The sequence below is a fragment of the Flavobacterium sp. genome, from assembly GCF_044349645.1.
Lineage (GTDB): Bacteria > Bacteroidota > Bacteroidia > Flavobacteriales > Flavobacteriaceae > Flavobacterium.
Window position 1 is genome coordinate 1 of record NZ_JBIKQP010000005.1, and the last position, 23,426, is coordinate 23,426.

General features: G+C 32.6%; 17 protein-coding genes and 1 tRNA gene. 10 read left to right on the forward strand and 8 right to left on the reverse strand.

The genetic code is table 11. The features are described 5' to 3' along the window. The first annotated feature begins 137 nt into the window (after positions 1-137). The 3 genes from rnr to AC9UFV_RS01865 all read left to right on the forward strand — a co-directional run bounded on the left by rnr (position 138) and on the right by AC9UFV_RS01865 (position 4,241). Positions 138-2,318 carry a ribonuclease R gene (gene rnr, locus AC9UFV_RS01855; protein WP_509572191.1) on the forward strand — a complete coding sequence of 727 codons (2,181 nt, stop codon included), beginning with the start codon at positions 138-140 and terminating at the stop codon, positions 2,316-2,318. Positions 2,319-2,371: 53 nt separating this feature from the next. After that, positions 2,372-3,049, forward strand: a complete 678-nt coding sequence (locus tag AC9UFV_RS01860; protein WP_509572193.1) for a LysE family translocator — start codon at positions 2,372-2,374, stop codon at positions 3,047-3,049. 79 nt (positions 3,050-3,128) lie between these two features. Beyond that, positions 3,129-4,241 (forward strand): hypothetical protein, encoded by a 1,113-nt coding sequence (locus AC9UFV_RS01865; protein ID WP_509572195.1) that lies wholly within the window; start codon positions 3,129-3,131, stop codon positions 4,239-4,241. A 187-nt stretch (positions 4,242-4,428) separates the two neighbouring features. Here the strand turns inward: AC9UFV_RS01865 and AC9UFV_RS01870 are convergent. Both AC9UFV_RS01870 and folB read right to left on the reverse strand, forming a co-directional pair. Beyond that, positions 4,429-4,499, reverse strand: a tRNA-Cys gene (locus AC9UFV_RS01870). A gap of 92 nt (positions 4,500-4,591) precedes the next feature. Further along, on the reverse strand, positions 4,592-4,951 hold the full coding sequence (folB, locus tag AC9UFV_RS01875; RefSeq protein WP_509572197.1) for a dihydroneopterin aldolase: 360 nt from the start codon (positions 4,949-4,951) through the stop codon (positions 4,592-4,594). Between the two features lie 123 nt (positions 4,952-5,074). Between folB and AC9UFV_RS01880 the strand changes: the two genes are divergently transcribed. Then, positions 5,075-7,165 carry a glutamine--tRNA ligase/YqeY domain fusion protein gene (locus AC9UFV_RS01880; protein ID WP_509572199.1) on the forward strand — a complete coding sequence of 697 codons (2,091 nt, stop codon included), beginning with the start codon at positions 5,075-5,077 and terminating at the stop codon, positions 7,163-7,165. 233 nt (positions 7,166-7,398) lie between these two features. On the opposite strand, the gene gltX is transcribed toward AC9UFV_RS01880, so the two are convergent. Then, positions 7,399-8,904, reverse strand: coding sequence for a glutamate--tRNA ligase (gltX, locus tag AC9UFV_RS01885; protein WP_509572201.1), 1,506 nt, complete (start codon positions 8,902-8,904; stop codon positions 7,399-7,401). Positions 8,905-9,169: 265 nt separating this feature from the next. On the opposite strand from gltX, the gene AC9UFV_RS01890 reads away from it, so the two are divergent. The 6 genes from AC9UFV_RS01890 to AC9UFV_RS01915 all read left to right on the forward strand — a co-directional run bounded on the left by AC9UFV_RS01890 (position 9,170) and on the right by AC9UFV_RS01915 (position 18,996). Then, entirely contained in the window at positions 9,170-12,361 is a 3,192-nt protein-coding gene (locus AC9UFV_RS01890) for a hypothetical protein (protein WP_509572203.1), read from the forward strand. Next, positions 12,354-12,773, forward strand: coding sequence for an rRNA maturation RNase YbeY (gene ybeY, locus AC9UFV_RS01895; RefSeq protein WP_509572205.1), 420 nt, complete (start codon positions 12,354-12,356; stop codon positions 12,771-12,773). Before AC9UFV_RS01890 ends, ybeY begins: the two co-directional genes overlap by 8 nt. A gap of 188 nt (positions 12,774-12,961) precedes the next feature. Beyond that, on the forward strand, positions 12,962-14,833 hold the full coding sequence (gene mnmG / locus AC9UFV_RS01900; RefSeq protein WP_509572207.1) for a tRNA uridine-5-carboxymethylaminomethyl(34) synthesis enzyme MnmG: 1,872 nt from the start codon (positions 12,962-12,964) through the stop codon (positions 14,831-14,833). 112 nt (positions 14,834-14,945) lie between these two features. Next, complete coding sequence (locus AC9UFV_RS01905) at positions 14,946-15,806, forward strand: class I SAM-dependent methyltransferase (protein ID WP_509572209.1); 861 nt, start codon at positions 14,946-14,948, stop codon at positions 15,804-15,806. Positions 15,807-16,036: 230 nt separating this feature from the next. Next, a complete protein-coding gene (locus AC9UFV_RS01910) occupies positions 16,037-16,612 on the forward strand; it encodes an OmpH/Skp family outer membrane protein (protein ID WP_509572211.1) in 576 nt (191 codons plus the stop codon). A 104-nt stretch (positions 16,613-16,716) separates the two neighbouring features. Further along, positions 16,717-18,996 carry a helix-turn-helix domain-containing protein gene (locus AC9UFV_RS01915; RefSeq protein WP_509572213.1) on the forward strand — a complete coding sequence of 760 codons (2,280 nt, stop codon included), beginning with the start codon at positions 16,717-16,719 and terminating at the stop codon, positions 18,994-18,996. On the opposite strand, the gene AC9UFV_RS01920 is transcribed toward AC9UFV_RS01915, so the two are convergent. The 5 genes from AC9UFV_RS01920 to AC9UFV_RS01940 form a co-directional block, all read right to left on the reverse strand. Continuing rightward, positions 18,993-19,376 (reverse strand): DoxX family protein, encoded by a 384-nt coding sequence (locus AC9UFV_RS01920; protein WP_509522404.1) that lies wholly within the window; start codon positions 19,374-19,376, stop codon positions 18,993-18,995. The genes AC9UFV_RS01915 and AC9UFV_RS01920 overlap by 4 nt on opposite strands. 6 nt (positions 19,377-19,382) lie before the next feature. Next, complete coding sequence (locus tag AC9UFV_RS01925; RefSeq protein WP_509572294.1) at positions 19,383-20,531, reverse strand: DNA polymerase III subunit; 1,149 nt, start codon at positions 20,529-20,531, stop codon at positions 19,383-19,385. 510 nt (positions 20,532-21,041) lie between these two features. Next, positions 21,042-21,452 carry a DUF1801 domain-containing protein gene (locus AC9UFV_RS01930; RefSeq protein WP_509572215.1) on the reverse strand — a complete coding sequence of 137 codons (411 nt, stop codon included), beginning with the start codon at positions 21,450-21,452 and terminating at the stop codon, positions 21,042-21,044. A gap of 11 nt (positions 21,453-21,463) precedes the next feature. Beyond that, positions 21,464-22,537: a porin gene (locus AC9UFV_RS01935; protein ID WP_509572217.1), complete on the reverse strand. Its 1,074-nt coding sequence runs from the start codon at positions 22,535-22,537 to the stop codon at positions 21,464-21,466. Positions 22,538-22,593: 56 nt separating this feature from the next. Next, positions 22,594-23,217 carry a hypothetical protein gene (locus tag AC9UFV_RS01940; RefSeq protein ID WP_509572219.1) on the reverse strand — a complete coding sequence of 208 codons (624 nt, stop codon included), beginning with the start codon at positions 23,215-23,217 and terminating at the stop codon, positions 22,594-22,596. Positions 23,218-23,426 lie beyond the last annotated feature (209 nt).

The following is a 23,426-nucleotide window of genomic DNA, read 5'->3' on the forward strand; positions in this document are numbered from 1 at the left end:
TTATTTTATAAAGATAATTCTAATTAAAGATTTTATTGAATTAATATTATTAAAAAGTTTTATTTATTTAAAACTATAGTTTATCTACAGTGAACTGCAAAGTATTTTGTAAATTTCAACCTTATAAGAAAAGAACTATGGGTAAAAGATTAAGAAAGCCAGTAAAAAAACAACTGGATTTTACAGAAAAAATAATAAAAATACTAACTCAAAATAGTAATAAAGCATTCAATTACAAACAAATAGCTGCTAAATTAGAATTAGATGATACACAAAGTAGAAATCAAATTATTAAAGATTTAAAACTTTTAACAGCTAAAAAACAAATTACAGAATCAGAACCAGGAAAATATTTAATACAAGAAACAAGTAAAGATTATTCTGAAGGTGTGATTGATATGACTGGAAGAAAAACAGCTTATTTTGTTTCACCTGATTTTGAAGATGATGTTTTTATTCCAACAAATAATTTAAATCATGCGTTAGATGGCGATAAAGTAAAAGTCTATGTTTACAATCGAAGAAAAGGAAAACGCGTTGAAGGGGAAGTAATTGAAATTATAGAAAGAAAGAAAACTGATTTTGTTGGTGTAATTGATATTCAGAAAAACTTTGCATTTGTGTCAACTGCAAATCCTAAGATGTATACTGATATTTTTATTTCAAAAGATAAATTAGGAGATGCTGAAAACGGTGATGTAGTTTTAGTTCATATTGAAGATTGGCCTTCAAGAGCCGATAGCCCTTTTGGAAAAGTAATAAAAGTTCTAGGAAAACCTGGAGAACATAATACCGAAATTCACGCTATTTTAGCAGAATATGGTTTACCAGCTGAATTTCCATTAGAAGTAGAATTATACGCTCAAAAAATAGATACTTCAATTCAAGAAAGTGAAATTAAAAATCGCCGAGATATGCGCGATACTTTAACTTTTACTATTGATCCTAAAGATGCTAAAGATTTTGATGATGCTTTATCTTTTAAAAAATTAGAAAATGGAAATTACGAAGTTGGAATTCATATTGCCGATGTTTCCTATTATTTACAAGAAGGAACTATTTTAGATGATGAAGCCTACCAACGCGCAACTTCTGTGTATTTAGTTGATCGTGTGGTTCCAATGTTACCGGAAGTTTTATCTAATTTTGCTTGTTCCTTACGACCAAATGAAGAAAAATATACCTTCTCTGCTATTTTTGAAATTACTGAAAAAGCAGAAGTAGTAAATAATTGGTTTGGAAGAACAGTTATTTATTCTGATCAACGATTTGCTTACGAAGAAGCGCAATATATTATTGAAACTAAAGACAGTACCATTCCAATAGAAACTTCAATTACTGGAGCAGCCTATAAAGTTTCAGATGAAATTGTAAATGCTACTTTAAAATTAGATGAATTAGCGAAAATTTTCCGAAGAAAAAGAATGGCTCAAGGTGCTATTTCATTTGATAAAGTAGAAGTAAAATTCAATTTAAATACCAATCACGAACCTGTTGGAGTTTTCTTTAAAACTTCAAAAGACGCCAATCATTTAATTGAAGAATTCATGCTTTTAGCCAATAAAAAAGTAGCTGAATTTATTGGAAAACAAAAGAAAACTTTTATTTATAGAATTCACGATGAACCAAATGAAGATAAATTAATTGCACTTCAAAATGTAATTTCAAAGTTTGGTTACAGTATCAATTTTAAATCAAAAGGAGATATTTCAATGTCTTTAAATAAATTATTGAACGATGTTCAAGGACAAAAAGAGCAGAATTTAATAGATACTTTAGCGATTCGAAGTATGAGTAAAGCCAAATATTCTACTGATAATATTGGGCATTACGGATTAGCATTTGATTATTATTCTCATTTTACTTCACCAATTCGTCGTTATCCTGATGTAATGGTACATCGATTATTACAATTTTATTTAGATGGAGGAAAATCTGTTGATGAAGAAACGTATGAAACTAAATGTTTGCATTCTTCTAATATGGAAAATCTAGCTACTCATGCGGAACGCGACAGTATAAAATACATGCAAGTTCGTTACATGCAAGATCATAAAGATCAAGAATTTTTGGGAGTAATTTCAGGAGTTACCGAGTGGGGAATTTTTGTAGAAATAATAGAAAATAAATGCGAAGGAATGGTAAGAATTCGTGAAATAAAAGACGATTATTACACTTTTGATGAAAAACAATATGCTTTAGTTGGAGCTACAACTCATAATTTACTCCAGTTAGGAGATGAAATTTATGTGAAAGTTAAAAACGCCGATTTAGTGAAAAAACAGCTGGATTTTCATTTTATAAGAGAAAAGGAATAATTGAAAATTCATTTTTTTAATTATATTTGAAGATAAAAAATCAATAAAAACCTATGTTTCAAGATATTTTAACAGCCATTCCACTCGGAATATTTTTAAGTTTTTTAATTGGCCCAGTTTTCTTTGTATTACTAGAAACAAGCGCGGTTAAAGGATTTAGAGCTGCTTTAGTATTTGATTTAGGAGTTGTTTTTGCTGATATTGTTTTTATATTAATCGCCTATTTCAGTAGTTATAAATTAATTGAAGGTTTAAAAAACGATCCCGCAATATTTATTTTTGGCGGAATTTTAATGCTTACCTACGGAATAATGTCTTTTATAAAACTAAAGAAATTAAAAAACGAAGTTTCTGAAGAGGAGATAGAAATAGTATTCCAAAAAAAGGATTATCGCGCACTTTTCATCAAAGGCTTTTTATTGAATTTTATAAATGTAGGTGTTCTACTTTTTTGGTTTTTAATATTAATTACAGTAGGACCAAAATTAGAATTAGAAACTTCCAGAATGATTACTTTTTTCGGAACTTTGATAATTACTTATTTAATTGTAGATATGGGTAAAATTTTATTAGCCAAACAGTTAAAACATAAAATGACTCCAAAAAATACACTTACTATAAAGAAAATAATTAGTGTTTTATTAATTGTTTTTGGAATAGCTATTATGCTTCAAGGATGGTTTCCTAGCGACCAAAAGATAGTAAAAAAGGCGTTGGAGAAAATGGAGTAGAATATTTTAATTAGTTATAATTAAATTAAATACTCGAGTAAGTGGCGCCAATATACTAGTTAGCCACAATTAAAACAAAATGAAGAAAAAAACAAGAAACATTTTACTTATTAGCTTCTCAATATTTGTTGCTCTATTCTTTTATGGAAGTCACAATTTTAGTAACGATAGACAAAGTTATAGAGAAATTGTATCATTAGCAGGCGTTGGTGATGTAAGTACTGCTTTTATCAAAATGGAAGAAAGAAAAAGTTTCTCAAATCCGATTGTGAACATTATTTATCAAAGATGGAAGAAAAAAATGTATGCTCGTTTTGTTTCAAAAGAAGAAGTGTTTGAAAATATCTCCGGAAACAAAATAGTTAACGATATTTCAAATATTTACCGTGAATATTGGCGAGTGGAACTGATGAAACCCTTGCCAGAAAGCAGAACAGACTCCATACTGTATAATAATATCACTGACTATTTACTATCCAACAAGTTAACAAATCTTTCAAAAGATAGTTTACTTAAGAATATTAAGGACGACTCTGTTTTGAAAGAAATAATTGAAAAAGAAGGGTTTAAAGTAGATTTTAAATACCGAAATGGTTTTCAAGAGATATTTATTTGGAATAAAGAAAGTATTAAAAAATATGAAGTGATTTTACCAAAAGTCACGGTAAAAACTACTGTTGTGTTTATTGAAAGCTATTTTATAAACGGATATGATGAATTTGCAACTTTTGGCGATTCTCAAGTGGGTGGCTGGGCTACAAAAGAATCTGCAACGTTATACTGTAATAAAGGCACTTATGATTTAAATTCAGAGGAATTTAAAGTTTCTTATTTAAAACATGAAAGTTTACATTTTACTGATTTAAACAATTATCCAAACTTAAGTTCTACCGATTTGGAATACAGGTCAAAGCTAATCGAATTGATATATTGTACAGAAGGAACTATTTATGACCGAATCTCAGAATTTGTGTCAGGAGCGAATAAAGCAGATAGGGAAAATTCCCATCCGTACGCCAATTATATTTTGATTCAAAATCTGTCGAAATTGATATTCAATTCCAATTTCAACTCAGATATTAATCAGTGGAAAAAAGTATCGGTTGATAAAATTAATAAAGCTGCATCTTCATTGTATGAATCAAGTGAAAATAAACTACGGAAAGACAATAGCTTAAATGATATAATATAAACTGTGGCAAACAGCCTTTTTCGCAATTACTTCCCCCGTTAGCGCGAGCGTCACGCTCGTGACCTGAATGAAATTTAAAAAGTCTTAAGGGTTTTTAACCCTATCTTTCCGGATTCGAACCTTACTTTAATTAATTTTTCCTAAAAATTTAAATAAAAAAACCTTCAAGGAAACTTGAAGGTTTTAGAGGCATCGTCCGGATTCGAACCGGAGTAGGAGCTTTTGCAGAGCCCAGCCTAGCCGCTCGGCCACGACGCCATTATTTAACGGATTGCAAATATAACAAAAAGTTTAAAGTTTAAAGTTTAAAGTTTAAAAAAATTAGTATAATGTATTAATTAGTAAGAATTCTAATTTCTGAATTCTTCCAATTCAATGGTAACCGCCTCAACATCACCACCAATTGGCGGATTTAACTTGGAAACCCGCAATAGTATTCTTGAAACTGAAGGAATTTCAGCAAAAGTTCTCACAATAATTCTATGTCCCACATGTTCTAATAAATTCGACCGAATTGCCATTTCCTCCACAACAATTCGATTCAACAACACATAATCTACCGTATCTTTCAACTCATCTGAAAGGCACGATTTTCTTAAATCAGTTTTTATTTCTAAATCCACAGAGTAATTAGAACCTATTTTACTTTCTTCAACCAAACAGCCGTGAAAGGAGAACGTTCTTATATTTTGTAATTTTATAGTGCCCATTATTAATATTATTTGGTTATTATGTTTTTAGTAATGATAATTAATGAAAACGAACGTATCTATCGTCTAATATCTATTATCTATCGTCTAAATTTTTATCTTTGCTAAAATTAAATAAAAATTATGTCAACCGAAGATAAATCGCTTCATTTTATTGAACAAATTATAGAAGACAGCTTAGCTAGCGGTTTTCCTCAAGATAAATTACGTTTTCGTTTTCCGCCGGAACCCAACGGTTATCTGCATATTGGCCATGCTAAAGCTATTTGTTTGAATTTCGGATTAGGATTGCGTTACAATGCTCCAGTAAATCTTCGTTTTGATGACACCAATCCTGCAAAAGAAGAGCAAGAATACGTTGACGCTATAAAAGAAGATTTGCAATGGCTTGGTTTTCAATGGGCTGAAGAAAGATATGCCTCAGATTATTTCCTACAATTGTATGATTGGGCTGTTGAAATGATTAAAAATGGTAAAGCCTATGTTGATAGTCAATCCTCAGAAGACATGGCCGCTCAAAAAGGAACTCCAACTCAACCAGGAGTTGACGGACCTTACAGAAATCGTTCTATAGAAGAAAATTTATCTTTATTTGAAGCGATGAAAAACGGAGATTTTCCTGAAGGAAGCCACGTTTTGAGAGCTAAAATTGACATGAAATCGACTAATATGTTGATGCGCGATCCGTTAATGTATCGTATTTTACACCGTCATCACCACAGAACCGGAAACGATTGGAAAATCTATCCAATGTACGATTATGCTCACGGCGAAAGCGATTATATCGAGCAAATTTCACATTCTATTTGTACGCTCGAATTTGTAATGCACCGCGAATTGTACAATTGGTTTTTAGATCAGATTTATGACGATAAAAAAGTAAGACCAAACCAATATGAATTTGCTCGATTGAACCTGAATTATACCGTAATGAGTAAACGAAAACTCTTACAATTAGTTCAAGAAAATATTGTAAACGGTTGGGACGATCCTAGAATGCCAACTATTTCAGGATTGAGAAGACGAGGGTATACCGCTAATTCTATTCGTAAATTTTGTGAAACTATTGGAGTTGCAAAACGCGAAAATGTGATTGATGTTTCGCTTTTAGAATTTTGCTTGCGCGAAGATTTAAACAAAACGGCACCTCGAGTTATGGCTGTTTTAGATCCTGTGAAAGTGGTTATTACCAATTATCCTGAAGGCAAAGAAGAATTATTAGATGCCGAAAACAATCAAGAAGACGAAAGTGCTGGTTACAGAAAAGTGCCATTTTCTAGAGAAATTTATATTGAAAGAGAAGACTTTCTAGAAGAAGCTCCTGCTAAATTTTTCCGCTTATCTTTAGGAAGAGAAGTGCGTTTAAAAAATGCCTATATTATTAAAGGAGAAAGCGTTGTAAAAGATGCACATGGGAATATCACCGAAATTCACGTAACGTATGATGACGATAGCCGAAGCGGAAGTGGAACAGAAGCCAGTCAGAGAAAAGTGGCCGGAACCTTACATTGGGTTTCCATTTCAAACGCTATTCCAGCTGAGATGAGATTGTACGACCGTTTGTTTATTGATGAAGCTCCCGACAGTCACAAGGAGAAAAATTTCCTAGATTTTATGAATCCGAATTCTTTACAAATCGTAACTGGATTTGTAGAACCGAGTTTAGAAAACGTAAACCCTGGAGATAAATTCCAATTCCAACGCATGGGTTATTTCAATGTTGATAAGGATTCAACCCCTGAAAAACTAGTTTTTAATAGAACGGTTGGATTAAAAGATACTTGGGAAGAAAAAGGCAAAAAAGAAGAAAATTTATTGATGTCGATGCAAAAAGAGATTAATAAATATGTAAAAGAAAAAGAAGAAGCTGCTGCAAATGTTACTCTGGAGGCTATCATTGAAACCATAAAAAACATCGATAATTTCAGTTTGATTTGCCAAACGATAATTAAAAACGTGAAAAATGATAACAACGCATTGTTGTTTTCAAATTTGATTTTACATTTTTCTGATAAAGTTAATTTTAAAGATATCGATTCAGAGGTTTTGACAAAACTATATTCCATGTCGTTAAAAAGTCAAATGCCATCGGTGCGAATTTTTGCAATTCGTAATTTGAAACACGATATCGAAAATTCAAACGATTTTAATTCTCAACTTTCAGAATTAAGACAATCTGAAAAAAACGAAAAAGTTTTAGAAGAATTGAAATAAACATTTTCATCAAATAAAAAAGCGCCCAAATCAGGCGCTTTTTCTATTATTGATTTTAACTATTGAATGAAGCTATGTTATAAATTTGAACGATTAAAAACGGCTTTCATATATTTATTTTAAAGAGGGTTTTTAATTTTTAGGGCAAATGCCCTATCTTTTTAAAAATGATTAGTTCTGAGCTTTTATTTCAAGTTTTAACTAAATTTTTTTTTAGCTATCCAAAATCCAACCTATAAAACTGAAATTGCTTTTTGAATTCGATTGATGGTTTCTTCTTTTCCGATAAAAGCGGCAATATCAAAAAGATGTGGTCCTTTTAATGCGCCAACCAAACTCAATCGAAACGGTTGCATAATTTTTCCCATTCCAATTTCATTTTCGGTCATCCAGTCTTTTACGATGTTTTCAATTTTCTCTGAAGTAAAAGCATCAATACTTTCCAAAACCACAATTAATTGTTTCATTAAATCGCCAGTATCTTCTTTCCAATTTTTTGTAGCTTTTTCATCGTAGGATGTTGGCGCTTCGAAAAAATAATCAGAAAGTGACCAAAATTCAGAAACAAAATTGGCCCGTTCTTTTATTAAGGAAACTAATTTTGTCAATCGCTCTTCAGAAATAGAAATTCCTTTCGATTCTAAAAATGGCGTATACGATTTTGCTAAATCAGAATCGCTTTGAATTTGTAAATAATGATGATTGAACCATTTGTTTTTTTCAGGATCAAATTTTGCTCCTGCTTTATGAACACGGTTTAAATCGAATTTATTCACTAGTTCTTCCAATGAAAACAATTCTTGTTCAGTTCCGTCATTCCAACCCAATAATGCCAAAAAGTTGATAACCGCCTCAGGATAAAATCCCGATTCTCTGTAACCAGATGAAATTCCCTCGTCTGTTTTCCATTCTAAAGGGAATACCGGAAATCCTAATTTGTCTCCATCACGCTTGGATAATTTTCCATTTCCAACAGGTTTTAAAATAAGCGGTAAGTGCGCAAATTCAGGCGCTTCCCAACCTAATGCGCGGTACAATAAAACATGTAACGGCATTGATGGCAACCATTCTTCACCACGAATTACGTGTGATGTTTCCATTAAATGATCGTCCACGATATTCGCTAAATGGTAAGTTGGCATACCATCGCTTTTAAATAAAACCTTATCGTCTAATAAATTAGTTTCAAATTTTACTTCCCCACGAATGATGTCATTTAAGTGCAAAGTTTCATTAATGGGAGTTTTAAAACGGATTACATATTCCTCTCCATTTGCAATTCTCTTTTCTGTTTCTTCATTTGAAATAACTAAAGAAGTATCTAATTTTTCACGGTTATGATGATTGTAAATAAACGTTTTCCCTTGTTCTTCATGCTGTTTTCTATGAAAATCTAACGCTTCAGCAGTATCAAAAGCATAATACGCCCAACCTGTATTTATCAACTGATCTGCGTATTGTTTGTACAAATGCTTTCTTTCACTTTGACGATAAGGCCCAAATTTTTCGTTTTTTCCAATCGTTTCATCAGGTGAAATTCCTAGCCATCCCAAAGCTTCCAAAATATAACTTTCTGCACCAGGAACAAATCTATTTTGATCGGTATCTTCAATTCTTAAAAAGAAAACTCCGCCATATTTTTTGGCAAATAAATAATTAAATAACGCGGTGCGAACTCCACCAATATGTAATGGTCCTGTAGGGCTTGGCGCAAAACGAACTCGAACTTGCTTTGACATTTTTATAAATTTTAAGCAAAGATACAATTTCAATTTATGTCTATAAAATTTACTTTTTTTTCGTCAATATAAAATCGTAATTTTATCGGTTGTAAAAACGCCATTACTATTGGAAGATTCAAAATCCATTTTTCTAAAATTAGAAACTTTTATAAAAAAGTATTATACGAATGAATTAATTCGCGGCTTGATATTTTTTATCGGCTTAGGGTTAATTTATTTCCTGTTTACCCTTTTTATAGAATATTTCCTTTGGTTGAAACCAATGGGCAGAACGATATTGTTTGCCCTTTTTGTTATTATTGAAAGCTTCTTATTTATTAGATTTGTTGTGTTTCCAATTTTTAAATTATTCAAACTTCAAAAGGGAATTAATTTTGAAGAGGCCTCAGTAATAATTGGAACTCATTTTTCAGAAGTAAGCGATAAATTAATCAATTTTCTTCAGCTTTCGGAAAATAACAATCAGGAAAAATCGGAATTGCTTTTAGCTTCCATAGAACAAAAAGCAAAATTACTAAGTCCAATTCCGTTTAGTAACGCAATAAATTTCAATGTTAACAAGAAATATTTACCATTAGCCATTCTCCCGATTTTGTTTTTCTTGTTTTTCTATGTTTCTGGAAACAGCTATGTAATTTCCCAAAGTTTTGAAAGAGTTGTTAATTTTAAAAAGCAATTTTTACCGCCAGCGCCATTTAAGTTTGTTTTGTTAAACAAGGAATTGCAAACAGAACAAAACAAAGATTTTGTTATTAAAGTTAAATCGGTTGGAAAAATTATCCCTGAAACCGTAATGATAAATATCGGTTCTGAAAGTTATTTTATGGAAAGCAATGGACGCGGAGAATTCCAATATAAAATAGAAAAACCAAATTCTAATGTTTCCTTTTTTATGGAAGCTGGAGAAGTTTCGTCTTTTGATTATGAGTTAAATGTAGTTACGGTTCCTGCTATCACTAATTTAGAAATGACGCTAAATTTTCCATCCTATTTGAATAAGAAAACGGAAACAATTAAAGGAACTGGAAACGCGATTATTCCTGAAGGAACAACGGTAACTTGGAAAATGAATACCGTCGCAACCCAAAGTGTCAATTGGACCGACACTAAATCTAATATTTCCTTTTTCAAACAAGAAAATGTATTTAAATTATCTAAAAACGTTTCTCAAAACACCGAATACAATATTATTACTTCGAATAATAAAGTCAAAGATTACGAACGGTTAAGCTATCAGATTTCGGTAATAAAAGATCAATTCCCCACAATAAACGTGAATAATGCACCCGATAGTTTGAAGGTTTCTAAAAACTATGTATTAGGTCAAGTTTCTGATGATTACGGCCTAAGTAAACTGCAAATAGTTTATTACGAAAAGGACAAGCCACAAACTCAAAAAAGAGGGTTTATTTCGGTTAAAAAAGACATTTACGATCAATTTGTATTTTCGTTTCCAAGCAACCTTCCGGTAGAGCAAGGAATTGCTTATGAATATTATTTTGAAGTTTTTGATAACGATGCTATTCATAATTATAAAAGCTCAAAATCAGCAGTTTTTTACAATAGAATTGCTACTGATCAAGAAAAAGAAGAGCAAATTTTGCAAGAGCAAAATAACAATATCAACAGTTTAGAAAAGTCTTTGAGGAACCAAGACAAGCAAATTTCAGAAATTGAAAAGTTGCAAAAAAGCGGCAAAGAAAAAGAAAACCTGGAGTTTAAAGACCAACAAAAAATCAATGATTTTATTAAACGTCAAAAGCAACAAGACGAAATCATGAAGGAGTTTTCTAAAAAAATGGAAGAGAACCTTGATAAATTTAAATCAGATAAAAAAGACGAGTTTAAAGAAGAATTGCAGAAAAGGTTGGAAAACGCTGACAAAGAATTAGAAAAAAACAAGAAACTTCTAGACGAGCTTAAAGAACTAAACGATAAAATTAAAAACGAAGAATTGTTTGAAAAATTAGAAAAATTCAAACAAATTACCAAAGATCAAACTAAAACTTTAGAGCAATTAGTTGAGCTAACTAAGAAATATTACGTTGAGAAAAAGGCCGAACAAATTGCAGAAAACCTAAATAAATTGGCCGACAAGCAGGATAAATTAGCCGAAAGCGAAAAAGAAAATCAAATTGAAAAGCAAGAGGCGATCAATAAAGAATTTGATAGAATCCAACAAGATTTGAAAGATTTGGAAAAAGAAAACAAGGAATTAAAATCGCCAATTGATCTTCCAAAAGATGCAGAAAAAGAAAAAAATATCGACGAGGATTTGAAAAAAGCTACTGACGAATTGCAAAAACAAAACCAGTCAAAGGCAAAGCCAAAACAGAAAAGCGCTTCAAAGAAAATGAAAGAAATGAGCGGTGATATGATGGAAGGCATGGCCGGAGCAGAAATGGATCAGCTTGAAGAGGACGTGAAAATGCTACGCCAAATATTAGACAATTTGCTCGCTTATTCTTTTTCTCAAGAGGATTTAATGAAGCAATTTAAAGGATTAAAACGGGGTTCTCCTGCATTTAATAAGGATTTAAAAATTCAGCAAAATCTTAAGCAACAGTTTAAACATGTAGACGATAGTTTGTTTGCAATGTCTTTAAGAAACCCAAAAATAGCTGAAAACGTAACCAAAGAAATTGGGAACGTACATTATAATATAGACAAAGCACTATCAAGTTTTGTAGATTCTCAAATTCCAAAAGGCCTTTCTCGCCAGCAATATGCAATTTCTGCATCAAATAAACTGGCTGATTTTCTGAGTGATGCGTTAAACAACATGCAATCTGAAATGAAAATGTCGGGCTCTGGGAAAGGCGGTAAACCAAAACCAGGAAAAGGCCAAGGATCGGGGATGCAGCTTCCGGACATCATTAAAAAGCAACAAGGCCTTGGTGAAAAAATGAAAGACGGAATGAAAAAAGGCGACAAGCCCGGTCAAGGCGACAAGCCCGGCGAAGGGGAAAAGGGCAAGTCAAAAGGCGATGGAAAATCAGGAGATGGGAATACCCCAAGCGGAGAAAACGGCGAAGATGGCGAAGGAAATGCAGGTGAAATAATGAAAATTTATCAAGAGCAAAAGCAACTTCGGGAGGCGTTAGAAAACGCTTTAAATAAAGAAGGAATGGGCGGTGCTGGTCAAAATGCATTGTCGCAAATGAAGCAAATAGAGAAGCAATTATTGAACAAAGGTTTCAATAACGAGACGCTACAGAAGATATTAAATTTGCAATACGAGTTGTTGAAATTGGAAAAAGCAACCCAGCAGCAAGGTGAAGAAAAGAAGCGCCAATCAGAAACCAACAAAAAAGAATTCAACAATCAAAGTAAGCCGCTTCCTGTGAATTTACAAGAATATCTCAACAGCATTGAAATTTTAAACCGACAAACCTTACCTTTGCGATCAAATTTTAACCAAAAGGTTCAAGAATATTTTAAAAACAATGATTAGTTTTAATTACGAAACCGATTTTGAATTGCAGCACGAGTCCGACTTTTCCAAGTGGCTTTCGGCAGTAATTCTCTCTGAAAACAAAAAAGAAGGAGAAATCAATTACATATTTTGTGACGACGACTATTTATTGGAAATAAACCAACAATATTTAGATCATGACACACTTACCGACATCATAAGTTTCGACTATTCTGTTGGAAATGAGCTAAATGGAGATATTTTTGTGTCTGTTGAAAGGGTAAAAGAGAACGCATCTGACTATAATGTTACTTTTCAAGAAGAAATCCAGCGCGTTTTAGTTCATGGAATTTTGCATTACTGCGGATACAAAGATAAAAACGAATCCGACGAGCTTATTATGAGATCAAAAGAGGAAGAAAAAATGAAAATGTTTCACGTGGAACAATAATTTGCTGAAGCGAAATTTTAGGCTTTTCTAGAGTTTATTTTCCCGCTTTCATTCCAAATCTCTCGAAAAAATTCTCGAGGATTTTCCCTTCAATCTGGGCTAATTATTTTTTGTATTTTTGCATTTGAATTTTCAAAAAAAACGTTTCACGTGGAACATAGTTATAACGATTATTAAATAAAAAGAGATTGTTTCAAGATACTTACGATGTTATTGTTGTTGGTGCAGGGCATGCAGGTTCAGAAGCCGCTGCTGCTGCTGCTAATTTAGGAGCCAAAACCTTATTGGTTACCATGAGCTTGCAAAACATTGCTCAAATGTCCTGTAATCCTGCCATGGGAGGAATTGCAAAAGGGCAAATTGTAAGAGAAATTGACGCGCTTGGGGGTTATTCAGGAATTGTTTCTGATAAAACCGCCATCCAATTCAAAATGCTGAATAAGTCAAAAGGTCCTGCAATGTGGTCTCCAAGAGTTCAAAGCGACCGTATGCGTTTCGCAGAAGAATGGAGATTAATGTTGGAACATACACCGAATCTTGATTTTTATCAAGAAATGGTTGCGGGATTAATTATAGAAAATGGAAAAATAAAAGGAATAAAAACCTCTTTAGGAATTCAAATCAAAGCAAAAACAGTAGTCCTCACCAACGGAACTTTTCTTAATGGTTTAATTCACATAGGAGAAAAACAATTTGGCGGAGGAAGAGCTGGCGAAAGTGCCGCCTACGGAGTTACCGAAGATTTAGTAAAAGCGGGTTTTGAATCTGGAAGAATGAAAACAGGTACGCCGCCAAGAGTTGATGGAAGATCATTGGATTATTCCAAAATGAACGAGGAAAAAGGCGATATAAAACCAGATAAATTCTCTTATTCTGATATCACAAAACCTCTTACCCATCAGAAATCGTGTTATATGACCTATACTTCTTTAGATGTTCATGACATTTTAAGAGAAGGATTTGACAGATCGCCGATGTTTAACGGAAGAATTAAAAGCCTTGGTCCACGCTATTGTCCCTCAATTGAAGATAAAATTAATCGTTTTGCCGACAAAGAAAGACACCAATTATTTGTTGAACCTGAGGGTTGGAATACTGTAGAAGTTTATGTAAATGGTTTTTCAACTTCTTTACCGGAAGACATTCAATTTAAAGCTTTAAGCTCAGTTGTTGGGTTTGAAAAAGTTAAATTTTTCCGACCTGGTTATGCCATAGAATACGATTATTTCCCACCTACACAATTAAAACACACCTTAGAAACCAAGCTAGTAGAAGGACTCTATTTCGCAGGACAAATTAACGGCACAACAGGTTATGAAGAGGCTGCTTCGCAAGGTTTAATGGCGGGTATTAATGCCGCTTTAAAAGTTCAAGAAAGAGCGCCTTTAATATTGAAAAGAGACGAAGCCTATATAGGAGTTTTGATTGACGACTTAATCACAAAAGGAACCGAGGAACCTTATAGAATGTTTACCTCTAGAGCAGAATTCAGAACGCTTTTACGTCAAGACAATGCCGATTTTAGATTGACGCCGCTTTCGTTTGAAATTGGTTTGGCCTCAGAAAAACGCCTTAGAAGAATGGAACACAAGCTTAATGAATCTGAAAAAATGGTGGCTTTCTTTAAAGAAACTAGCATCACTCCAGCAGAAGCAAATCCTATTTTAGAAGCAAAAGAAACCGCCTTAATCGACCAGTCCGATAAGATGTTTAAAATGTTTTCTCGTCCTCAAATTGATCTTGAAGACATGATGAAATTAGATAAGGTTAATGATTACATAGATGCAAATGATATCGATTTGGAAATTTTGGAACAAGCAGAAATCCAAGTTAAATATTCAGGATATATTGAAAAGGAAAGAAACAACGCTAATAAATTATTACGTTTAGAAGATCTGAAAATTCCAGACGATTTCGATTATAACAACATCAAATCAATGTCGATAGAAGCCAAGCAAAAGCTCTCAAAAATCCGACCTGTTACTATTTCACAAGCGTCTAGAATTAGTGGAGTTTCGCCAAGCGACATATCGGTATTATTAATTTACATGGGGCGTTAATGATTTCTGATTTTAGATTTCAGAATGCTAATGTTCCACGTGAAACTACTTTGTAAACTCCCGCTATTATTGAGCTGTTTCGATTTTCAGATTATTATTACATTATTAAAATATGGATATTTCTAATAAAAAACACTTTCTTACCGTAACTGATTATTCTGTTTCTAAGGAAACTTTCGACTTGTATTACGACCAAGATCTTGATATGTTAATTACATCGCCGCAACCTTCCCCTGAAAATTTAGGGAGGTATTATGAAAGTAGTGATTACATTTCTCACACTGATTCGAAGAGGTCTTTATTTGAAAAAGCGTATCATTTTGTAAAAGGGATTGCTTTAAAAAACAAATTAAATTTGATTAATAATTGCAGTTTTACAAAAGGCAATTTATTAGATATTGGAGCTGGAACAGGTGACTTTTTGTTAACCGCAAAACAAAATGGCTGGAGTACAATTGGAGTTGAACCAAGTGAAAAAGCAAAAGGAATTGCCATTAGAAAAGGAATCCAATTTACAGATTCTACAGAAGAATTAGAAAGCAACTCATTTGACGTAATTACCATGTGGCACGTTTTAGAACACGTTCCAAATTTGGAAATTCAAATCAAAGAATTAAAAAGATTGGTTAAACCAAACGGCACAATAATTATTGCCGTTCCAAATTATAAATCCTATGACGCTAATTATTACGGAAAATTCTGGGCCGCATTTGATGTGCCAATCCACTTCTGGCATTTTTCAAAAACCGCCATCAAATTACTTTTTGATAAAGAAGAAATAAAATTAGAAAAAGTACTTCCAATGAAATTTGATTCTTTTTATGTGAGTTTGCTTTCCGAAAAATACAAAAACGGGAAAATGAATTTTGTAAAAGCTATTTGGATCGGATTAGTATCAAATTGGAAAGCAATTTGGAGTTCGGAATATTCTTCGCACATTTATGTGCTAAAAAACATGGAAAAAGCGATTTAAAGCGATTTAAAAGAAGATTTTTAGCTTCAACATAACTTTTATCGCCATTTTAATTTAATTGTCTGAAACTAGCTTAAATAAATTCACTTTTTATAACTTATTATTATAGTAAACCAAAAACCAATTATAAAAACTTATAGTTTGTAAATTGGACCAAGTATTAAACATTTTAGTTATTAAATTAAAATTTATACTTTTACCAACAATTAAAAAATCAATATTAAAAAAGGATGAAAAAATCATTAGTAATTATCGCAATCGCATTTTCAATTATCTCATGTAATAAAACTGCAGAAGTTGCATCAACAAAAACCGCTTACGTAGACACCTCAAAATTAATGATTGAGTACACAGAAGCAAAAGACATTGAAGCTAAATACAAAGCTAAATCTGAAGAAATGGGAAGAGAACTTGAAGCTGAAATTGCTAAATTTAAGGCAGAAGCTGGAAGTTTTCAAAAAAATGCACAAATGAACGGTGAAGCTTGGGCGCAACAAAAAGGTGCTGAATTACAAAAAAGAGAGCAACAACTTCAGTATGCACAACAATCAATAGCACAACAATTGCAACAAGAGAGCGGTGTAGAAATTGATTCGGTTGTAAGTAGCGTTAAGAAGTTTATTAAATCTTACGGAAAAGAAAAAGGATATGCCTATATTTACGGAACTGGTGATGCTGCGTCTATATTGTATGCAGAAGACAAATACGATATCACAAACGAACTAATTAAGCTTTTGAACGACAAATATAAATCTTCAAAATCAGAAGCGAAAAAAGAAACAGAAGCGCCTGAGAAAAAGAAATAATATTTCTTCATTAATATTTAAATGCCTTCAATAGAAGGCATTTTTTATTTATATTAATTTGTAATTAAAATATAAATTGTACTTTCAGCATCTAATTTACAACAATGCAAACGATATCCGAAGCCGCAGAATTTACTTTAAAATTTATCAATCAAACCAATCGTTCTATTTTTTTAACCGGGAAAGCAGGAACTGGCAAAACCACTCTTTTAAAAGAAATAATTAAAACCACACACAAAAACACCGTGGTGGTTGCGCCAACAGGAATTGCAGCTTTAAATGCTGGTGGAGTTACGATTCATTCCATGTTTCAACTCCCTTTCGGTGGATTTATTCCAGATCATTCTGCGCCACATTTTTCAGATAGCGTAAAATTTGAAACCAAAAGCACATTAGTTAGACACTTCAAAATGAGCGGTTTAAAAAAAGCGGTCATTCGAAATATGGAATTGATGATTATTGATGAAGTGAGTATGTTGCGTTCCGATTTACTAGACGCCATTGATTTTATGATGCAATCAGTCCGTAAAAATAAATCGCCTTTTGGCGGTGTTCAAGTATTATTTATAGGAGATTTATTGCAATTGCCACCTGTAATTCGAGACGAGGAGTGGAGTACCTTAAGAAAGTATTATAACGGGAAATTCTTTTTTCACTCTCATGTAATTCAGCAAAATCCACCTCTTTATATTGAATTGTCGAAGATCTTCAGACAATCGGACGACGCGTTTATTTCAATATTAAACAACCTTCGAAACAACCAAATCTCCAACCATGATATTGCTGTTTTAAATCAATATGTAAAACCCAATTTCGATTTAAATCAAAATAAAGGGTACATCATTCTTACTACTCATAATGCAAAAGCCGACGCTATAAACGCCAAAGCGCTGGAAGATTTAGATGGAAAATTAATGATTTTCAATCCCGATATTGTGGACGATTTTCCAGATAAAATTTATCCGATTGAATATAATTTACAATTGAAAGTTGGTGCTCAAATTATGTTTGTTAAAAACGATCCTTCCTTTGAAAAAAAATATTTCAACGGCAAAATGGGATTCATAAAATCACTATCAAAAAATGAAATTCTCGTTCATTTTCCGGAAGATGATTTAACTATAGAGGTTGAAAAATTTGAATGGCAAAATATCCGATATAAAATCAATGATAGCACCAAGGAAATCGAAGAAGAAATTTTAGGAACCTTTGTTCATTATCCAATAAAATTAGCTTGGGCAATTACGGTTCATAAAAGCCAAGGACTTACTTTTGACAAAGCAGCGCTTGATGTTTCGCAAGTTTTTGTTCCCGGCCAGGCCTATGTTGCATTGTCAAGACTTCGGGCTTTAAACGGACTTATTTTACTATCGCCTTTGCAAATGAATGGTATTTCAAACGATCAAGATGTAATGGATTATTCTTTGAACAAAGCTTCAGAAGAGGCGCTTGCAGAGTCGTTACAAAAAGATACTAGAAAGTACCTTCATAATTATCTGAAAGCCACTTTTGATTGGGCCGATCTAGTTCAGGATTGGAGAAATCACCAGTTTAGTTATAACGAAAAATCAGAGGTTTCTGAGAAGTCAAAACATGCCGTTTGGGCCAAAAAACAAGCAGAATGTATCGAAGAAATATTGGATCCATCCAGAAAATTTTTATCGCAATTGGATAAACTATTTGCTGCCGAGAATTTTGATATCAATCAAATATCAGAGCGAATTCATGCCGCTTACAATTATTTCTTTGCAACAATGGATCGTGTTGTTTATGAAATTTTATGGAAAATGGAACAGGTAAAACGCGCTAAAAAAGCAAAAGCCTATTTCGATGAATTAGTGCTTTTGGAAGAAATGCAAATCAAAGCTGTTTTCCAATTAATGAAAGCTAAATTACTAATAAATACGGTTGCTTCCGGGGCTGAAATTTCAAAAGAAAATTTAAATTCCAATGAAATTAAATCGTATCGAACAAATAAAATATCTGAAATACAAACAAAGTTCAGAGAGCTGAACATTACTATTGTAGAAGACGATGTCGATGTAAATCGTTACACTAAAAAGAAAAGTTCAAAAACAACCGCGCCGAAAAAATCAACCACCCAAGAAACCTATGAATTGTGGCTTCAAAGTAATTCAATAAACGAAATTGCGTCCATCAGAAAATTGACTTCACAAACCATCTACGGCCATTTTGCAAAATTAATTGAAGCGGGTCAAGTCCAACTTCAAGACGTTATGCCGGAAGACAAAATAGAAGCATTAACCCTTATTTTTAAAGGATTTAAAGGAGAATCTTTAAACGAATTAATGGAAACTCACGGTGATAAATTCACGTGGAATGACATGCGATTGTTTAAAGCAACAATAGGAAAAAAGGATTAGTTTAACCAATAAACCACCATTACGGCAGGAATAAAATAGATTACAATAGTGCGAGCGCCATCATAATCTTTCGCTAATCGTTGTCCAAAAAGCAACATTAAAAGCGTAACACAAGAGAATATTCCTGCATAAAAACCAAAAGTTCGGCCTTCATTTACATACAATTCAATTGCGCCAACAATACTTAAAACACCAGAAATTAACTCCAAAACCAGTACGTGAAACAAAGCAAAAGGAACCGCTTTTTTCAAAATGGTATTGGCAAAATGACCAGTTAACCATCCTACATTATCTTTCCAATGGAACAATTTATCGTAACCTGACTGTAAAAAAGTTAACGCTAAAAAAATCAAAACTAAAATAGAAGCTACATTATTCATAATTGGTTATTTTTTGTGAATTAAACGAGTTAGTTTTATTGATAAATCTGTTAAAATTATTTTTGCATTTCCGTTGCGTTCTATGTGATACATCGCGTCGGAAAGTTCCTTAAAAATATCATTTATATTATTTCCGTTTACAAATGGAGCAAAATTTTCCAATTGGAATTTAGGCACTTTTGTTTCCATGTATACCAGTTTTTTTGTTTCGTAATTCAGCATTAAAGCCTGGCGAAACATATCGATGCAAAAGTTCAAAAATTTTTTCTGTGTTTCCCTTCCTAAACCTGCAATTTGTTCGCTCCAGAGAATCAAATCCTGAATTGCTTCGGCATTACCTTTGGCTCTAAAAGCGGCACGAACCCAAGAAACAAACCATTCTTCAAAAGGAAGTTCTTCACTTTCTTCGTCTAGCAAAAGCAACGCTTTATTGTAATTTCCTTGTGATTGATGCGCAATTTTATCGGCTAAACTTGCTTCAATATTCTCTTTAAGAATCAAACTATCGGCTATTACTTTTTCGCTCAAACCACCAAAATGCAACACTTGGCAACGCGATAAAATAGTTTGAATTATATCTTCTTCATTTTCTGCAATTAAGATAAAAACAGTTTTTTCTGGCGGTTCTTCTAGTAATTTTAAAAGCTTGTTGGAGGCAGTTACATTCATTTTTTCGGCCATCCAAACAATTACAATTTTGTGTCCGCCTTCATAGGATTTTAAGGAAAGTAATTTCAAAATTTCCTGAGCATCGTCTACTCGAATTTCCCCTTGCTTGTTTTGAACCCCTAGAATTTTGTACCAATCAAAAAGTCCTCCGTAAGGATTTTCAGCAACAAATTGACGCCAATCTGCCATAAAATCCAAGCTTTTGGGTTTGGTTTTTACGTCCTCAGTGGTTACGGTTGGAAAAATAAAATGCAAATCGGGATGAGAAATCGAATTGAATTTTAGGTTACAAGATTCGTTTCCGTTGGTGTTTTCGCCGTCAGTATTATGGCATAAAATATATTGAGCATAAGCAATTGCCATCGCCAAAGTCCCGCAACCTTCTGGCCCTACAAACAATTGTGCATGAGGAATCCTGCCCGAAGACGCGCTTTTTGTCAAATGATTTTTAATGTATTCTTGTCCTAATATTTCGGAAAACAGCATAAAGCAAAGATAATAGAAAGTTGGGAAACACCCTATTTTGTCCATCTGAATTTATTTCAGATTCTATTTATTTGTTTAATCGCAAAGAGCGCAAAGTTTTACGCAAGGCACGCAAAGGGATTAACTATTGTGCATTTAGATATTTAAGTGTCTTTTGTTTCTTTTGTGGTGAAAAAAAATTAACCGCAAAGAGCGCAAGGGTTTGTGTGAAGAAGGATTGGCTTAAAATTTAAATATATTGTTTTTTAAATTTATCAAAATTCCAAAAACTGTTGTTCCCATCCCGATAGGAATAAAAATAATAGCTCCATTTGCACATTTTGAATCAATTGAATTTGCACTCAATATCACAGCGGATATCATACAAATCATTCCAATTATGCCGGTAGTTAATATTGAAATTACTTTAGGAAATTTAGTAAAAAATTTAGCTGTTATGTACTTTAAGTAGAGTCCAATTACTATGGGAAATAAGGTTATTAAGAAAGAAAATATAAGTAATTTCATAAACTATTTGCTTAAATGTATAATTGTCTCTTTACAAATCGCTTCTAAAATACCACAATCAAGATCCGACAATTTTTTAAAGTATATACACGCTTTTCCCATTTTGTATTTACCTAGTTTGTCAAGAAGTGAGCTATAGTCTTTATCTGGCGCCACTATATAAAGTGAGAATTCATTTTTTCGTGGGGAAAACCCAATTAGCAACGAGTCGCCTTCGTGGCCACTAGCATATTTATAATGGTAACTTCCAAAACCAACTATCGTTGGCCCCCACATTTTAGGTTCAAAACCCGACCATTTTTTCATTAATTCAATTAATTCAAAGCTGTCTTGCTTCTTTTGTTCATTGTCTACAAATGAATTGATAAAGTCAGTTACGGCGATTTCAGTTTCGGTAGTTTTATTTGTTGCCACTTTGTTTAAATTTAAAATTTGATTGTCATATTTGTTGTAAGCGAATAATTTTGGTTCTCATTTGCAACTATTTTGTCCTTAGAATGATACATTTTACCTTCAATTCTGAATTTAATTTTGCTGTTGAGATCATAGTCAATGTTGGAAGAAAGGCCAAAAGTTTGAAAGCCATTGGCGGTTCCAGTTGAAACAATTATTTGTTTTGGGTCGCTGTAATATTCACCTCTTACAGCAATTTTAGTTTTATCGGTTACGCTTTGTTTAACAATTAAAACAGGGGAGTACCAAGTTCCATTAGTTGTTAGGTCTAACTTATCCGTTCCAATGTCAAATCCCGCAATAATTCCAAACGTGTTTGAAGGTTCGTAGATTGCATAAAGATTATGAAACAATCGCCATGAGTTAATACCGTCGGGCCTATCGTTGCCTATAAAGTTACTGTAATTCAAAATTAATTTAGAGTTTGGTTTGTAATTGAGTTGTAAACCAAAGGAGGGTTGTTTGAAGTAATCGGGGGTTTTAATTTTTTGCCATCCGTTTAATACGATTAAGGAAGCATTAAATTTTTCTGATTTATTAGTATAAGATAATTTGATTCCGGTTTCATAATAAGGAGAATTTTCAGCAAGAATACTTCTCGACAAAGTCCAACAATCCGCGCTAATTGCACTTTCAAAACCGATGTGAGAAGGCATAATTCCTGCGTCCAACCAAATGTTTTGCTTTTTTGAAATCTTGAAACCTACATTGGCTTCAAAAATATATTGCGCCCAATTTGGCTCAGTCGAGAGATTGTATTGGCTATAATTTCCAAGCATAAATGCGGCATTTGCCCGAATATTATTTTGGCTGAATGACCCCTTTACGTATGCTAAATTTATATTGATTTCGTTGTTTCGTTTATGATTATAAAGGAAACTAGACTTTTCATTATTTGTCGAGTTTGACGAATCATAACCATAATATATTTCACCATAACCTTGAAAAGTGAATGGATTTAGGGAGTTTTTAGTTACTTCTGAAGCGTTTTGAGAAAACACCGAAAAAGCAGTTAACAATAAAAGGCTAAAGATGTTTTTTTTCATAAATATAAGGCGGTATTTCTTACTTTTAAGTTGCAAATTTAAAAAAATCTAGCCTTTTAATTTGGAATAGTTAATTCAAAGCTTACCTCTCCAAAAGCTTTAAGGGTATCTGTTCTTTTGCCATCATTTGAAACGCAATTTGTTACCAATCCTGCGCCTTTATAATCCAGTTCAGGAATAAATTCACTAATATGAAAACAGGTGAAACGGTACAGTCGAAATAGATTGAGCTCCGATTTAATAATTTTTAATTCCAAACTATTGGAAAGTTTGGTTTTTGCTTTGTTTTTATAACAATTCAATTTCACTATTTCAAAACTATCCGCTTGTGAAACAGGTATATAATCAAAATAAATAGCACCTCCTGGAGATTTTACACGATTTAGGGAATGGGTATAATTAAATTTATATTTTTTTACGCCGTTTTCATCAATCGATTCAGTAAAAATAAACAGGTGCTCCTTTAGTGCTTTTATATCATAAACATGAGCAACTTGAGGCCCGTCAGGCAGATTAATAATTTGCATAACATAATTGTCGTTAGTAGTTATAGCATAAGCAATTCTATCATAAATCGAATTATCATAACTAGTCGAATATTGCGCCATAACGTCAAAGTTCAGTTTTTGACCAAATAAAGCGGAGTAAGAAGTTAGAAACAGGGTTAGAAATAGTTTCATCAATTGGGATGGTTAAAAGTATAGCTATATAGGCGCAACAAACTTTCGATTATCTCTTCAAATTTAGGTTGATTAACGAAGTGCGTTTCCGCTTTATTTATTTCAAATGTAATAATTATTTGTTTTCCATTATTAAAATTCTAAAATCAGAATTCTAAAATCGGAAATCTAAAATTACTATCTTTGGCACTAATTTAATTTCTAATAAA

Bases quoted from the DNA above. Each gene is read 5' to 3' on its own strand.
- AC9UFV_RS01935 (WP_509572217.1), bottom strand. From the start codon at position 22,537: ATGAAAAAAAACATCTTTAGCCTTTTATTGTTAACTGCTTTTTCGGTG.
- AC9UFV_RS01920 (WP_509522404.1), bottom strand. From the start codon at position 19,376: ATGAATAATGTAGCTTCTATTTTAGTTTTGATTTTTTTAGCGTTAACT.
- folB (WP_509572197.1), bottom strand. From the start codon at position 4,951: ATGGGCACTATAAAATTACAAAATATAAGAACGTTCTCCTTTCACGGC.
- AC9UFV_RS01940 (WP_509572219.1), bottom strand. From the start codon at position 23,217: ATGAAACTATTTCTAACCCTGTTTCTAACTTCTTACTCCGCTTTATTT.
- AC9UFV_RS01905 (WP_509572209.1), top strand. From the start codon at position 14,946: ATGGATATTTCTAATAAAAAACACTTTCTTACCGTAACTGATTATTCT.
- AC9UFV_RS01915 (WP_509572213.1), top strand. From the start codon at position 16,717: ATGCAAACGATATCCGAAGCCGCAGAATTTACTTTAAAATTTATCAAT.
- AC9UFV_RS01880 (WP_509572199.1), top strand. From the start codon at position 5,075: ATGTCAACCGAAGATAAATCGCTTCATTTTATTGAACAAATTATAGAA.
- AC9UFV_RS01925 (WP_509572294.1), bottom strand. From the start codon at position 20,531: ATGCTGTTTTCCGAAATATTAGGACAAGAATACATTAAAAATCATTTG.
- rnr (WP_509572191.1), top strand. From the start codon at position 138: ATGGGTAAAAGATTAAGAAAGCCAGTAAAAAAACAACTGGATTTTACA.
- AC9UFV_RS01910 (WP_509572211.1), top strand. From the start codon at position 16,037: ATGAAAAAATCATTAGTAATTATCGCAATCGCATTTTCAATTATCTCA.
- ybeY (WP_509572205.1), top strand. From the start codon at position 12,354: ATGATTAGTTTTAATTACGAAACCGATTTTGAATTGCAGCACGAGTCC.
- AC9UFV_RS01890 (WP_509572203.1), top strand. From the start codon at position 9,170: ATGGGCAGAACGATATTGTTTGCCCTTTTTGTTATTATTGAAAGCTTC.
- AC9UFV_RS01865 (WP_509572195.1), top strand. From the start codon at position 3,129: ATGAAGAAAAAAACAAGAAACATTTTACTTATTAGCTTCTCAATATTT.
- AC9UFV_RS01860 (WP_509572193.1), top strand. From the start codon at position 2,372: ATGTTTCAAGATATTTTAACAGCCATTCCACTCGGAATATTTTTAAGT.
- gltX (WP_509572201.1), bottom strand. From the start codon at position 8,904: ATGTCAAAGCAAGTTCGAGTTCGTTTTGCGCCAAGCCCTACAGGACCA.